13 protein-coding genes and 1 tRNA gene are annotated in these 13,831 nt (G+C 52.8%); 11 read left to right on the plus strand and 3 right to left on the minus strand.

Annotated features, from left to right (window positions below; genetic code table 11):
- Positions 1–144 precede the first annotated feature (144 nt).
- Together OHL19_RS16310 and OHL19_RS16315 are read right to left on the minus strand one after the other, a co-directional pair.
- Positions 145–732, minus strand: coding sequence for a hypothetical protein (locus OHL19_RS16310; protein ID WP_263358797.1), 588 nt, complete (start codon positions 730–732; stop codon positions 145–147).
- A gap of 175 nt (positions 733–907) precedes the next feature.
- A tRNA-Glu gene (locus OHL19_RS16315) sits at positions 908–985 on the minus strand.
- 144 nt (positions 986–1,129) lie between these two features.
- Between OHL19_RS16315 and OHL19_RS16320 the strand changes: the two genes are divergently transcribed.
- From OHL19_RS16320 to OHL19_RS16330, 3 genes are all read left to right on the plus strand, one after another.
- Complete coding sequence (locus tag OHL19_RS16320) at positions 1,130–1,795, plus strand: queuosine precursor transporter (protein WP_263358798.1); 666 nt, start codon at positions 1,130–1,132, stop codon at positions 1,793–1,795.
- Positions 1,796–2,026: 231 nt separating this feature from the next.
- Positions 2,027–3,115 carry an efflux RND transporter periplasmic adaptor subunit gene (locus OHL19_RS16325; protein WP_263358800.1) on the plus strand — a complete coding sequence of 363 codons (1,089 nt, stop codon included), beginning with the start codon at positions 2,027–2,029 and terminating at the stop codon, positions 3,113–3,115.
- A 119-nt stretch (positions 3,116–3,234) separates the two neighbouring features.
- Positions 3,235–6,438, plus strand: a complete 3,204-nt coding sequence (locus tag OHL19_RS16330; RefSeq protein WP_263358801.1) for an efflux RND transporter permease subunit — start codon at positions 3,235–3,237, stop codon at positions 6,436–6,438.
- Positions 6,439–6,581: 143 nt separating this feature from the next.
- Here OHL19_RS16330 and OHL19_RS16335 read toward each other — a convergent pair whose 3' ends face one another.
- The gene (locus OHL19_RS16335) at positions 6,582–6,854 is read right to left on the minus strand and encodes a ComEA family DNA-binding protein (protein WP_263358802.1); all 273 of its coding nucleotides are present in this window, start codon (positions 6,852–6,854) and stop codon (positions 6,582–6,584) included.
- Between the two features lie 350 nt (positions 6,855–7,204).
- Here OHL19_RS16335 and hisI point away from each other — a divergent pair, with 350 nt between their 5' ends.
- From hisI to OHL19_RS16375, 8 genes are all read left to right on the plus strand, one after another.
- Positions 7,205–7,585, plus strand: a complete 381-nt coding sequence (gene hisI, locus OHL19_RS16340; protein ID WP_263358803.1) for a phosphoribosyl-AMP cyclohydrolase — start codon at positions 7,205–7,207, stop codon at positions 7,583–7,585.
- The gene (gene hisG, locus OHL19_RS16345) at positions 7,575–8,450 is read left to right on the plus strand and encodes an ATP phosphoribosyltransferase (protein ID WP_263358804.1); all 876 of its coding nucleotides are present in this window, start codon (positions 7,575–7,577) and stop codon (positions 8,448–8,450) included. Before hisI ends, hisG begins: the two co-directional genes overlap by 11 nt.
- A 119-nt stretch (positions 8,451–8,569) precedes the next feature.
- Positions 8,570–9,844 (plus strand): histidinol dehydrogenase, encoded by a 1,275-nt coding sequence (hisD, locus tag OHL19_RS16350; RefSeq protein WP_263358805.1) that lies wholly within the window; start codon positions 8,570–8,572, stop codon positions 9,842–9,844.
- Positions 9,841–10,932, plus strand: a complete 1,092-nt coding sequence (gene hisC / locus OHL19_RS16355) for a histidinol-phosphate transaminase (RefSeq protein WP_263358806.1) — start codon at positions 9,841–9,843, stop codon at positions 10,930–10,932. The genes hisD and hisC overlap by 4 nt, the downstream gene beginning before the upstream one ends.
- A gap of 32 nt (positions 10,933–10,964) precedes the next feature.
- Positions 10,965–11,570: an imidazoleglycerol-phosphate dehydratase HisB gene (hisB, locus tag OHL19_RS16360; protein WP_263358807.1), complete on the plus strand. Its 606-nt coding sequence runs from the start codon at positions 10,965–10,967 to the stop codon at positions 11,568–11,570.
- Positions 11,570–12,259, plus strand: coding sequence for an imidazole glycerol phosphate synthase subunit HisH (hisH, locus tag OHL19_RS16365; RefSeq protein WP_263358809.1), 690 nt, complete (start codon positions 11,570–11,572; stop codon positions 12,257–12,259). The genes hisB and hisH overlap by 1 nt, the downstream gene beginning before the upstream one ends.
- The gene (gene hisF, locus OHL19_RS16370) at positions 12,253–13,056 is read left to right on the plus strand and encodes an imidazole glycerol phosphate synthase subunit HisF (RefSeq protein ID WP_263358810.1); all 804 of its coding nucleotides are present in this window, start codon (positions 12,253–12,255) and stop codon (positions 13,054–13,056) included. The genes hisH and hisF overlap by 7 nt, the downstream gene beginning before the upstream one ends.
- Positions 13,050–13,736, plus strand: coding sequence for a HisA/HisF-related TIM barrel protein (locus tag OHL19_RS16375; protein WP_263358811.1), 687 nt, complete (start codon positions 13,050–13,052; stop codon positions 13,734–13,736). The genes hisF and OHL19_RS16375 overlap by 7 nt, the downstream gene beginning before the upstream one ends.
- Positions 13,737–13,831: the final 95 nt, after the last annotated feature.

The raw sequence follows: 13,831 nt of genomic DNA on the forward strand, positions 1-13,831 counted from the left end.
GCAACTCTACTGCGAGCGAAAGACGCGATGACTTCCAGGTGTGTTGAGGGTAACGGATTAGCGCTTGGCGGCTGATTGATACTTGCCTGGGCAGGCGAATGCAACCCATAATGCTCTGCTGCGCTGAAGCATTCGCCTGTTTCTCTACTTCGAGTGATAGCCTACGTCATATCCTCCAAGCGATGAAGGGGTGTTGGCTTTTACCATTGCCTGCACATCCGGCACGATCGTAAATAAAATGAATTCGCCAACAGGTAAAGCGTCTTTGGATGTTACCAAATAAACTTTGTTCGCTTTCTTTTCCACGGTTGTTGGCACGATCGTTTTAGGATCTAGTTGCGCGTTGATTCCTGTCCACACTCGATAGCTTGCCATCGAAATCTCGCGTCTATCTTTTTCCTCCTGGAATTTAGCCAGAGTGATGTCGCGGCCTGAATCGGCTACGCCGACAAGACATACCGCAAAGCCAGGACTATCGAGCTGATAGGGCGACTTGCCGTCTCTGAACTGAGCTTTCACTCTCGCTTTGGCGGCGCCGTAGCTGAAGGCTGCTCCCGCAACGTTCGTGGTCTTGAAGCCAACCGAGTGGGTCGCGTCCATCGATATCCATTCACTTCCTTTAAGGTAATAGGCACCGTTATCTGTTGGACAGCTTGGAATGGGGGATTGCCCGAACGCACAGAGACTCGCGCAGAGCATTGCAGCAAAGGCAACAAATTTAAGTGATTTCATATGCTAAACTTTAGCATTGAATAATTTGCATTTACATAGCAAGTGCATGCCACGAAGGTGGCAGCAGGAAAATTCATTTAGGCTAGGCAATTTCGTTTGGAAGATACTTAACACTCTCACACGAGTATCTTGATATTTTGAACGTCGTGACAATCTTGTAAACTACTGATTTAATTGGCGTCCCCGACGGGATTCGAACCCGTGTTATCGCCGTGAAAGGGCGGTGTCCTAGGCCGGGCTAGACGACGGGGACGCGGCTGGCGGTGTTGGGTGTTCCCTGCACTGCCGCACTCTTTTGAGGCTAACAACTTGTATGCTGTGTGTCAAAGAATTGGATGCGTGAGTTCAGGGTGTTCGAGCGGAGTTCGGAGTTTCGGGTCGGGTAATCTTATGGGAGATGCCGCGTTTTCGCTATCTCGATACACTGACAATCGGATTTGTGGTCGTTCTCATGGTCTCCAACCTGGTGGGGCCTAAGCTCTGTCAGATCGGTCCGCTGTTGGTCAGTGGGGCGCAGTTGCTGTTTCCTATCACTTATATCTGCGGCGATGTATTTACCGAGGTATACGGATATGCGGCGTCGCGGCGGGCCATCTGGCTTGGATTTTTTGGAATGGGGTTGCTGGCGGTGATGGGACAGGTAGCGGTTGCGCTGCCGCCGGCACCGGGATGGCATGACCAGGAGGCATTCAAGACGGTCTTTGGCCTGGTGCCCAGGTTCGCGATTGCCAGCCTTGTGGCTTACTGGGCTGGTGAATTCACAAACAGCTACACAATGGCCAAGCTCAAGCTGCTCACGAACGGCCGCTATCTCTGGACTCGGACTATAGGTTCCACGATCAGCGGACAGTTGGTGGATACGGTAGTTGTTATTCTGATCGCGTTTTGGGGAGTCGCTCCGCCAGCCAAAATCCTTATCCTGATCGCCTCATCTTATGGAATCAAAGTGGTTTACGAGACGTTGGCGACTCCGATGACCTATGTTGTTGTGAGATTTCTCAAACGAGCCGAAAATGTGGATGTTTACGACAGGGGAACGAATTTCAACCCGTTTGCGTTGTAGCAGCTGAGTTGATGCTACTGGCGGTCAGATCCCACGTGGGGTGGGCGATGAAATACAATTTTCAAGGCAGCCAACCGTCTGACATACCTATCGCAGGATTAGCCTGGGTTACTTTTCTGTGCGAACTGTCATGCTTCGGTCTTTGCAGGCGCGGCATAACCCCTTTGACGTGACTTGCATAAATTTCCAAGACCCGCCGTACGGCGACGAAACAGCAAGCGAGGTCCATCGTTGAGACACTTGAAATCGGTGATTGTTCTTGTTCCGGCAGCCATGATTCTTTTTACGGGTTGCAAACCTGCAGAGACGGCCAAGGAGCCAGCCATGCAGGCACTGCCGGTACAGACGCAGGATGTGACTCTTGTTCCTGTAGAGCAAAGTTCAGATTACGTGGCCACGATCAAATCGCGGCGCTCCGTCACCCTGATGCCTCAGGTCGATGGCAACCTGACGCAAATACTGGTCAAGTCGGGTGATCATGTCCATTCCGGGCAACCGCTTATGGTGATTGACCCCATACGCCAGCAGGCTCTTGTGGACGCGCAGCGGGCAACTGAAAACCAGAAGAAGGCTCTCTACGACTACAACACCCTCGAGATTGATCGCCAGAAAAAGCTCTTCGCTGCCGGGGTCACCAGCCGGGACACACTGGACCAGGCGGAACAGTCGTATCAGAACACCCGCGCTGACTGGGAATCGTCAATTGCCACGCGCAAGTCGCTTGAAGAGCAGCTTGCGTATTACCTCATCCGCGCGCCATTTGATGGAGTCGTCGGAGATATTCCTGTTCATGTGGGGGACTATGCCACCACTACCACTGCGTTGACGACGGTGGACGAGAATAAGGATCTTGAGGCCTATATCTATGTCCCTACGGAGCGCGGTGGGGAAGTGCGCAACGGTCTGCCGGTGCAGGTTTTGGATACCGACGGCAAGGTACTCGAAAGCAGCAAGGTGGATTTTCTTTCGCCTCAGGTCGACAGTTCCACGCAGGGGATTTTGCTGAAGGCTCCTGTGCATAGTGGGGCTGCTGGAGTTTTCCGTGCTGCGCAGCTAGTCAAGGCTCGCGTGATTTGGAAGACCGCGCCAATGCCTGTGGTTCCTGTGCTTGCTGTATCGCGACAGGGCGGCCAGAGTTTTGTCTTCCTGGCAGTGAAGCAGCCGGATGGCCATGTCGCCGCCAGGCAGATTGCGGTCACACTGGGGGATACGGTGGACAATAACTATTCCATTACTTCAGGTATCAAGGTCGGGGATCAGGTTATCGTCTCGGGTACGCAGTTCCTGGTAGACAACATGCCCGTGTTGCCTCACGCATAGCTCGTGATCGATCAGGCCATGTTGATGCGCGTGCTGTGGGTGACATAGGCGCTTGTGAAATGCTCAGCTCCGAAGATATCTTGCGTTGAGCAAGCCAGGTTTGAGGAAGGAAATAAGCCTTGTTCGTAGATTTCTTCATTCGCCGTCCGGTCTTTGCCACGGTGTCGGCATTGCTCATTATTCTTGCCGGTGCTGTCTGCATTCCTACACTTCCGATTGCGCTTTATCCGCAACTGGCACCGCCGCAGGTGGAGGTTTCCAGTTCCTATGTGGGCGCAGATGCTGAGACTGTTGAGAAGGCGGTTACGATTCCGCTGGAGGAGTCAATCAACGGCGTGCAGGGAATGCATTACATCAGCTCCTCAAGCACGAACAACGGCCTTAGCACGATCACTGTAACGTTTGATACTGGATACGATCTTTCGATCGCAGCGGTCGATGTGCAGAACCGTGTTTCGAGTGTTACTGGGCGATTGCCTTCTGCTGTAAATTCGACTGGCATCACGATTACCAAGGCAAACAGCAACTTCGTTTTCGGTTCGGGATTCTTTACGCGCGACAACCGCTATTCGAATGAGTTCATCTCCAACTATCTCGATGTGTATGTGAAAGATGCTCTGAAGCGCGTGCCGGGCGTCGGCGATGTGGTGATATTTGGCGAGCGCAAATATGCTATGCGCGTATGGCTGGATCCGCAAAAGCTGGCTGCGCGTCAACTCACCGCAACGGATGTAGTCAATGCGCTGAGCGAGCAAAATATTGAAGTGCCTGCGGGACAGCTCGGTCAACCACCATCGGATAATACGCAGAGTTATCAGGTTGCGGTGCGCGTTGCAGGGCGGCTAACCAGTCCTACGGAATTTGATAACATCGTCGTCAAGAATACCGGCAACGGATTGGTCCTGCTTAAAGATGTTGGTCACTCGGTCGTAGGTGCTGAGGACTACAGCAGCAATCTCAAGTTCAGCGGCTTTACGGCAGTAGGCATAGGTGTTCAGCAACTCTCAAACGCAAATGCTCTTGCGGTGGATCGCGATGCCAAGGCAATGCTCAAAGAGCTCTCGAAGAGCTTTCCGCCGGGGCTCGAATATGCGGTTGCTTTTGACTCAACGACCATTGTTGGCGACTCGATTCATGAAGTGCTTGTGACGTTGGGCGAGGCGATTGTCATCGTCATTGTCGTCATCTTCCTGTTTCTTCTGGATTGGCGAGCAACGATTATTCCGGCTGTGACTATCCCGGTTTCGCTTATCGGAACGTTTGCTTTCATCAAGATATTCGACTTCTCGATTAACTCGCTTACGCTCTTTGGAATTACCCTTGCCACGGGCCTGGTTGTCGATGATGCCATTGTCGTGATCGAGAATGTGCAACGGCATATCGCGAGTGATCACACCAATCCGCACGAGGCTACGTCACGCGCCATGGGCGAGGTGACGAGTGCGGTTATTGCAACATCTCTTGTACTGATCGCGGTATTTGTCCCGGTATCGTTTTTCCCCGGAACGACAGGCATTCTGTACCGGCAATTTTCGTTGACAATTGCTTTTGCCATCGCGATCTCTGCTTTCAATGCGTTGACGCTTTCCCCTGCTCTGGCTGCGTTATTCTTACGCGGAGAAGAAGCGAAGTATCATCAACTGGACTTTCTGCGCATCCCTATTCTTGCGAATGGTTATTCCAAGGTTGCGCATGGCATTGATGATCTGATCGAGTGGATCTCGCGCACGTATGCCAAGCTGATTCACGTTGCACTCAAACTGCGTTACCTGCTGCTGATCGTCTTTTTCGCAGGGCTTGCGGCTACCGGCTACATGTACCTCCACGTGCCTACTGGATTCATTCCGCAGGAAGATCAGGGATATCTCATGGTCATCGTGCAGGGGCCTCCGGGAGGTTCACTTTCGGATACAACGGCTATCTCGGATCGGGCCCAGCAGATACTCGCCCAAAGTTCTGATATCGCAGGTGCATTTGCGGTTTCTGGCTTTGGTCTAAGCGGTAACTCGCCTAATGGCGGCATCATCTTTGCGGCACTTAAACCATCCAATGAACGACTCGGCAAGGGGCATTCATCTGCCGACATCGTAGCTTCGCTCGGGCCTAGACTCTTCATGGTTCCAGGCGGCACGGTGGCTATGTTCGAACCGCCAGCGGTTCAAGGATTGGGCTCCTATGGTGGATTTCAGTTCATGCTGCAGGACGAGGGAAAGAATACACTCGCTGATCTTGATCGGATTTCGCATACCATTATTGGCGCGAGTAGGCAGGACGCAAAGCTGGGACTGGCGGGGCTTTTTACGAGCTTCTCCGCGAGCGATCCGCAACTGCTGGTAACCATTGACCGCCAAAAGGCCAAGGCAATGGGTGTTTCTCTGACGCAGATATCCACAACATTGAACGTATTCATGGGTTCGGAATACATCAATGACTTCGATTACAACAACCGGACTTATCGCGTTTATGTGCAGGCAGATCAACCATTTCGTATGAAGGCACGCGATCTGCATTCGTTCTACGTGCGCTCTGATACCACGCAGCAGATGGTGCCACTCGATAGTTTGATCAGCTCGAGAGAGACCTCGGGGCCGCAGGTCATATCGCACTATAATCTCTTCCGCTCGGTAGAGATCGACGGTAGTTCTGCTCCAGGCCATAGTTCCAGTGAAGGCATCAAGTCGATGGAGAAGCTGGCCACAAGCATCATGATGCCGGGCATGACATTTAGCTGGACGGGGCTGACTCAGGAAGAAATCGAGTCCAGTGGCAAGGCTATTGTGATCTTTGCGCTGGGGCTGCTCGTCGTGTATCTCACCCTTTCAGCTCAGTATGAAAGCTTCGCACTGCCATTCATCATCTTGCTTGCTGTACCTATGGCCGTGCTCGGTGCGTTGAGTGCAGTTGCCGTGCGTGGTTTATCGGACGATGTGTATTGCCAGATCGGATTGGTGATGCTGATTGGCCTCTCAGCGAAGAACGCCATTCTTATCGTGGAGTTTGCTGAACAACTGCGCGGGAAGGGAAAGTCAATTGCGGAAGCTGCGATTGAAGCGGCGGAACTGCGATTGCGGCCAATTCTGATGACCTCCTTCGCGTTTATTCTTGGTGTGTTTCCGCTTGTTTTTGCGACTGGTGCTGGTGCGTTGGGAAGGCACTCCGTTGGTACTACGATTGTTGGAGGAATGTTGGTGTCGACAATCCTGAACCTGGTTTTCATTCCTGTTCTCTACGTCATTCTGAGCACAGTGTTGTCGAAGTTCAAGCGGGGGACATCCTCACACGCAGGCCCTGGCGCGGCTGTTGCTGCGGAGGGCAGTAAGTAAGTCGAGAAACTTTTCGAAATAGAATGAAAATCCCATATCTCTGCAACGGAGATATGGGATTTTTGTTGATCTTCCGAAGACTACACTTCATGGTCCCTATATATATCGCGTATCTTAATGTAGCGCATTTCCCGATGAGCCAATCAATATGTGTCTTCGTTGAGTCGATCGCGTGTTTTAGCTGGAGTGGGGCTGGACGCTGAAGCGACTCGATGCGCAATAATATTTGCGCGAATGCGGCGATAAACATCGGGAGTAATTACTCCGCGATCTACCAGATCAAGTTTTGTTCGATACGGGCGAAAGCGGACGATTCTTCCCGCCCAGCTCTGCGTCATTCCAGATACGGTCATAAGTTCCGTGACTGTAGCGCGATTCAAGTCGATAAGTTGCGGGCGCAGGCTCTGGGCGGTCATAGTCGACGCAACGGACAGGGCAAAACTGCACGTTATCAGCTTAAGTGGGAAGCGCATGAGCCCATTTTGCAGTAAGTCGATCTATTTGCGAAAAGTTTCTGCGATGTATTTGACAAATGAAGCTGACTTGCTTAGTTTTAATTCCAGATGCAGATCCACTTCCATCATCGTCATCACCATCATCATGGGACGACCATGTCGGCGGAATGCTGCAGCTTAAGCTAGAAAAGCTAAGTTAACAGCAGGATCGAAAGATTTGAAAAGCCCGCCGGCGCCAGACGCCAGCGGGCTTTTTGCTCGTTCTGGCACTCCGAAAGACGGCGGCCCAACCCACGAATGAGAGAGTTCCGATGACTGCATTACCCACAATTGATTTTGAAAAGATGGACGGCCTCATACCCGGCGTGGTGCAGGATGCCGCAACCGGTGAGGTGCTGATGCTTGGTTTCCTCAATGAAATCAGCTACGCCAAGACATTGGAAAGTGGCTTTGTAACCTTCTGGAGTCGCACTCGCCAGAAGCTTTGGATGAAGGGCGAAACGAGCGGCAATCGTCTGCGAATCGTCTCCGCTGCTACTGATTGCGATAACGATACGATCGTTTTCCGCGTGGTGGTTGAAGGCGACGGACTGGTCTGTCACGAAGGCTCGATCTCATGCTTCACCAAGAACATTCCTATTCAAAATTTCGTTAAAACCAACGAATTGCAAGAGGTGCAAAGTGGCAAATAAGATTCGCCTTGGCATTCCCAAAGGCAGCCTGCAGGATGCAACCCTGGCTCTCTTCAAGCGCGCAGGTTGGAATGTTTACGCCGATGGACGCTCGTATTTTCCTTCAATCGACGATAAAGAGATTGAGTGCATGTTGATTCGCGCGCAGGAGATGGCCCGCTACGTCGATCATGGTGTGTTGGATGCTGGTCTGACTGGCATCGATTGGGTCGTTGAAAGCGGGCTCAAGGTCAACAGCATCACATCCCTCACATATGCCAAGCAGAGTCGTCGCAAAGTTCGTTGGGTACTGGCTGTGCCCGAGGGTAGCGGCTTTGAAAAGGCAGAGGATCTGGAAGGCAAGATTATCGCGACGGAACTTGTCGAAGTTACGAAGCGCTACTTCGCCGACAAGGGTGTCAATGTGAAGGTCGAGTTCAGTTGGGGCGCAACGGAAGTTAAGCCGCCCATGCTTGCTGATGCGATTGTTGAGGTCACCGAAACAGGCAGTTCTCTCAAGGCGAATCGTCTTACTATTATCGACACTGTGATGGAGAGTGAGACACATCTCATTGCCAGCCAGTCAGCATATGCTGACGCATGGAAGCGACAAAAAATTGAGTCACTGGCACTGATGCTGCGTGCGGCAATCGATGCCCAGGGACAGGTTGGATTGATGCTGAATGTGCAGCGCCAGCATCTGCAGAAGATCCTGGATGTGTTGCCCGCGCTAAATTCGCCAACGATCTCGGAACTCAGCAATCCGGCATATGTCGCAGTGAATACGATTCTTGAGGAAAGCACTGTTCGCGATGTTATTCCTCGCCTTAAAGCCGCAGGGGCAACGGGCATTGTGGAGTACCCATTGAACAAGGTCGTGCTGTAACTTTCCCATTGAAATGAGGCATGGGCGTGGTTCGTTATGGTGGCCTTCGAGGCTACGTTGACCACGCCTTTCAACTCAAAATCATAGTTGGGCTGGACCCATCGAGGTGGCGATTTTCCATGCGAATCATTCGGACTACTGGTCGTAGCGCAAAACAATTTGAGGCGCTACTTGCTTTGTTGGAGAGACGAGGAAGCGCTGCTCTCGATACGGTTCTGCCTGCCGTGAACAAGATTCTTCGCAATGTTCGACATCAAGGGGATAGTGCACTCCTGGGATATGCGAAGAAGTTCGATGGCTTCGACAAAACTCAAAATTTACGTGTTACGCCTGAAGAGACAGCATCTGCATGGAACGAACTCGATCCGAGTTTGAAGGAAGCTCTTACGGTCGCCTCGCGTCAGATTCGCGCGTTTGCCAAGAATCAGATGCCGAAGAGTTGGCGTGCCTCTTCAGGCAAGGGACTTACCACAGGTCAACTGATTCGGCCGCTGGATTCAGCAGGCTGCTACGTTCCGGGTGGACGTCATCCATTGCCTTCAACGATGCTGATGACTGTAATTCCCGCACAGGTCGCGGGTGTTCGTCGTATTGTCGTGACATCGCCGCGCCCCGCTCGGGAGACTTTGGCTACGGCTCATCTACTGGGTGTCAGCGAGTTTTATCGTATCGGTGGGGCACATGCTGTTGGAGCGTTGGCCTATGGCACGGAGTCGATTTCTCGTGTGGCCAAGATTGTTGGTCCTGGCAATCTTTACGTCACCGCGGCGAAACGTGCTGTGGCGTTTGATTGCGCGATCGATATGCTTGCTGGACCAACCGAGATTGTAGTCACCAGCGACCTTGGCACCTCTCAAGGCATTGCGAGCGATCTCATCGCCCAGGCTGAGCATGATCCTGAAGCGCTGGCTATTTTTATTACGACGAAGGAAGATCTCGCGAATGAAGTGCTTACTGAGGTCAAGCTTCGCAGCCGCACGAATCCAATTGCAAAAGAGGCGCTGCGCCACAATGGATATATCTTTCTCGCAGCGAGCAAAGAAGAAGCTCAAGGAATCACCAATCGTCTCGCGCCTGAACATCTAACGGTGGATGCAACGGCTGATCTGGATTGGGTGCAGAATGCGGGCAGCGTCTTTGTTGGCCCCCATTCGCCGCAACCGATGGGCGATTACATCTCTGGTCCAAATCACACGCTACCTACAGGTGGTATGGCTGGTGTTCGCGGGGGCTTGAGCGTGATGGATTTCGTGAAGCTGATCACGGTACAGGAGTACACGGCGGCGGGATTGAGAACGCTGGGGCCGAAGGCCATTCGACTGGCGGAAGCAGAGGGCTTGACTGGCCATGCTGAGGCCATACGTGCGCGTCTTGAAGAGAAGGGAAGCGCATGAGCAAGCCGCAAATCACAAGCGAAATTAAACCGCGGCCGCGTGTTGCGGCTATGCCTGAGTATCATCCGCCGCTGGGCAATCGTGATCATCTCAGGCTCGACTTCAACGAGAATACGCTGGCTTGTTCGCCACAGGTTAAGGCGGTGTTGGACAATATTTCAGCCACAGATCTTACACGCTATCCAGAGCGCGGGCCTGTCGAGGCATTGGTTGCAGAGCACCTGGGTTTGGCTGCCGATCAGGTGATCCTGACCAATGGTGTAGATGAAGCAATACACGTTCTATGCCAGGCTTTTCTGGACGTGGATGATGAGTTGTTATTGCCTGTGCCGACTTATACGATGTATGAAATTTATGCGTCCTCTACGGATGCGCGTCTGGTAAAGGTGCAGGCAGATGCCGATTTCAAATTTCCTTTTGAGAAGCTGCTCGCCGCTATCACTCCGAAGACGAAACTCATTGCCATTGCCAATCCCAACAGTCCTACCGGCAGTATCGCTACGCGTGAACAAATACTTGCTATAGCGAACGCAGCGCCAAATGCATTGGTGCTGGTCGATGAAGCCTACTTTCATTTTTACGGCGAGACGGTGATGGATCTTGTAGGCAAAGTTCCTAACCTCATTGTCGCCCGCACGTTTTCAAAGGCGTATGGGCTTGCGAGCCTGCGTATTGGATTGCTGGCGGGGAATGCTGCACATCTGCGTTGGATTCGACGTGTGCTTTCTCCATACAGCGTGAACATGATTGCACTCACATGCCTTACTGCGGCCATTCGAGATCAAAGCTATCTTGACTGGTATGTGGACGAAGTCACGCAGGCGCGAGTGGAGTTTTTAGCAGGGCTTACGCGTATTGGTCTTCAGTATTGGCCAACGGAGGCCAACTTCGTTCTGGTGAACATTGGCGGGGCTCATAAGCAGTTTGTTGCCGACCTGTTGGGCGAAGGAATTCTGGTGCGTGATCGTTCTGCCGATCCGGGTTGTGACGGCTGTGTGCGAATCACAATCGGAACACGCGATCAGATGCGCATAGCGTTAGACGTGATTGAACGTTCAATGACAGGGATTTCAATGACAAGGATTTAAATGACAGGGATATTGTCCACAGGAGTTTCTCAATGACTACAGCAGCAAGTCCGCGCGGCGCAGAGATCATTCGCAATACTACAGAGACGAAGATTGAGCTGCATCTCGTTATCGATGGGCAGGGCCAGTACAAGATCAAGACAGGCATTCGTTTTTTTGACCACATGCTGGAGCTGTTCACACGTCATGGCGGCTTCAACCTCGACCTTGTTTGCGATGGAGATTTGGATGTCGATCAGCATCACACGGTTGAGGATGTGGGCATTGCGCTGGGTGAGGCATTCGATCGTGCTCTCGGCGATAAGCGTGGCATCCTTCGTGCTGGGTACTTTCTGATGCCTATGGATGAGACGTTGGCTATCGCTGCTGTCGACCTCAGTGGACGAGCCGCATACGTGGTTGAGACCAAGGTTCGCACGCGGCTGGTGGGTGATCTGCAGACGGAATTGGTGGTGGATTTCTTCGAGGGTTTTGCGCGTGGGGCGCGCGCCAATGTACATGTGAAAACGATGTACGGGCGCAGCAATCATCACAAGATCGAGGCCATCTTCAAGGCTTTCTCCCGTGCGTTGCGAGTGGCTTGTTCTCGCGATGAGCGGCTGGCTGAAATGCTTCCGTCCACCAAGGGACTGCTCTGATGGCAGAAAAGGAAAATTCTGTCACGCAAGTACCTGTAACTGTCGTTGATTACAGGGCAGGTAATCTTACTTCGGTAGTAAAAGCATTGCGTTATCTTGGCGCGGATGTGACTGTGACGGATAGTCCGGAAGTGTTGGCCAGGGCAGAGCGCATTGTTCTGCCAGGTGTCGGTCACTTTGGTGCTACGCGCAGGCTAGATGAAACGGGTCTCACGCGGGCTATTCTTTCGGCGATTTCTGATGGCACTCCATTCCTCGGTATTTGCGTTGGGATGCAATGGCTGCTTACCGGTAGCAGGGAGGCTCCAGATCAACCGGGCTTGGGATATTTTCAAGGGCAATGCGATCGCTTTCCCGAGGACTCAAGAAACACTGAGCACGAGAAGGTTCCTCATGTTGGATGGAATCGAATTGTACCGCGCAGTCTTCGTGCGACTCGGCTTTTCGATGGCGTTCAGGACAATGAGTTTGTTTACTTCACGCACTCCTATCGTGTGCCAACTACGGTGCATGTGAAAGGGAGCGATGGCAGCCTTGAGAATCCTACCGCTGCTGTTACGCGATACATTCAAACCTTTGCCTCGGCAGTTGAACATGAGAATGTTTTTGGCGTGCAATTTCATCCTGAAAAATCTGGTGCGACGGGCCTCAGAATTTTGAGTAATTTTTTGGAGTTCAAGGCATGCTGATTGCAAATTCAAAGACAACATTGACGCGGCGGATCATCGCTTGTCTTGACGTTCGGGATGGCCGTGTCGTCAAGGGCGTTCAGTTTGTGGATCTTATCGATGCGGGAGACCCTGCGGCGTTGGCCGCGCGGCACGCGCAAGAGGGCGCGGACGAGATTGTGTTGCTGGATATTACGGCTACGCATGAAGGGCGGGCGACGTTGCTCGATACGGTTCGTCGTACTGCGCAATCGCTTTTTGTTCCGTTCACTGTCGGCGGTGGTATACGAACGGCCGAAGATGCGGCCGCAGTCTTTGATGCAGGCGCTGATAAGGTAAGCGTCAACTCTGCTGCGCTTGCCGATCCAGGTCTCATTGCGAGTATTGGTAATAGCTTTGGAGCGCAGGCCGTTATCGTGGCGATTGACGCGCGACGAAATGCGGAGGCGATAGACCCCGTTCGCGGTGCGCATGTGTTTACGCACGGAGGCCGCAAGGATACGGGACGCCCTGTTGTCGAGTGGGCACAGGAGGCAGAGTCGAGGGGAGCTGGAGAGATTCTGCTGACATCGATGGATTCGGATGGCACGCGCGCGGGATTTGACTGTGAGCTTACTGCTGCGGTCAGCGCCGCGGTTCGCATTCCGGTGATTGCTTCAGGTGGTGCCGGCACAGTCGCACACTTTGCGAATGTATTTGGTGCAGGCAAAGCGGATGCGGCGCTTGCAGCCAGCATCTTTCATTTTGGCGTGTCGAGCGCTCGTTCGCTTAAAGAAGAGCTTGCACAGAGCGGTATTCCGGTGAGGCTTCCATGTTGATTCCTTCAATTGATTTGATGGGTGGGCGCATTGTGCAGCTCATTCAGGGTGAAAAGCTACACCTGGCATTTGATGATTTTGAATACTGGATCGAACGTTTTTCAAAGTATCCACTGGTGCAGCTCATCGATCTCGATGCCGCGATGCGCCAGGGAGATAACTCCGCGCTCGTCGAGCAGATTGCCGGTCGTCTACCGTGCCAGGTCGGCGGTGGTATAGGGACTGTCGAGAGAGCGGAGCGCGTATTGGCGGCAGGCGCGCAGCGTGTCATTGTCGGCTCTTCTTTATTCACAGAAGAGAACGGAGTAGGCAGCGTGAATGCAGCTTTTGCCGATCAACTCGCCAGTGCTGTCGGCGCTGAGCGTATCGTTGCGGGAATTGACTCGCGCAATGGCCGTATAGCGATCAAAGGATGGAAGATGCAGGTCGCGCTTACGGCAGAGGAAGCGATTCCCGTGCTGGAGCCTTTCGTCGGGGCATTTTTGTATACGCATATTGATGGCGAGGGACTGATGCAGGGCTTTCCTGTTGCGATAGCATCTCGTCTGAGAGCACTCACGCATAGACAGCTCATCGTTGCCGGCGGCATTCGTGCGCAGGAGGAGATTGATGCTCTGGCTGCGATTGGCGTGGATGCAGTCGCGGGCATGGCGGTGTATACCAATCTGCTTGCGGTATGAGTCGCTCGTAAGTGGCAAAAGATTTGCATTGCCACATTCACTCAAGACAGCATTAGATAACAGCAGCCTTCCCCTGGGCCTGTAGACGCGTCCGA

Source organism: Acidicapsa ligni, from assembly GCF_025685655.1.
Classification (GTDB): domain Bacteria; phylum Acidobacteriota; class Terriglobia; order Terriglobales; family Acidobacteriaceae; genus Acidicapsa; species Acidicapsa ligni.

What these genes read in the sequence shown, in the direction of transcription:
- OHL19_RS16320 (WP_263358798.1), top strand. Translation starts at nt 1,130, where the DNA reads ATGCCGCGTTTTCGCTATCTCGATACACTGACAATCGGATTTGTGGTC.
- hisH (WP_263358809.1), top strand. Translation starts at nt 11,570, where the DNA reads ATGGCAGAAAAGGAAAATTCTGTCACGCAAGTACCTGTAACTGTCGTT.
- OHL19_RS16310 (WP_263358797.1), bottom strand. Translation starts at nt 732, where the DNA reads ATGAAATCACTTAAATTTGTTGCCTTTGCTGCAATGCTCTGCGCGAGT.
- hisI (WP_263358803.1), top strand. Translation starts at nt 7,205, where the DNA reads ATGACTGCATTACCCACAATTGATTTTGAAAAGATGGACGGCCTCATA.
- OHL19_RS16375 (WP_263358811.1), top strand. Translation starts at nt 13,050, where the DNA reads ATGTTGATTCCTTCAATTGATTTGATGGGTGGGCGCATTGTGCAGCTC.
- hisD (WP_263358805.1), top strand. Translation starts at nt 8,570, where the DNA reads ATGCGAATCATTCGGACTACTGGTCGTAGCGCAAAACAATTTGAGGCG.
- hisF (WP_263358810.1), top strand. Translation starts at nt 12,253, where the DNA reads ATGCTGATTGCAAATTCAAAGACAACATTGACGCGGCGGATCATCGCT.
- OHL19_RS16335 (WP_263358802.1), bottom strand. Translation starts at nt 6,854, where the DNA reads ATGACCGCCCAGAGCCTGCGCCCGCAACTTATCGACTTGAATCGCGCT.
- hisC (WP_263358806.1), top strand. Translation starts at nt 9,841, where the DNA reads ATGAGCAAGCCGCAAATCACAAGCGAAATTAAACCGCGGCCGCGTGTT.
- hisB (WP_263358807.1), top strand. Translation starts at nt 10,965, where the DNA reads ATGACTACAGCAGCAAGTCCGCGCGGCGCAGAGATCATTCGCAATACT.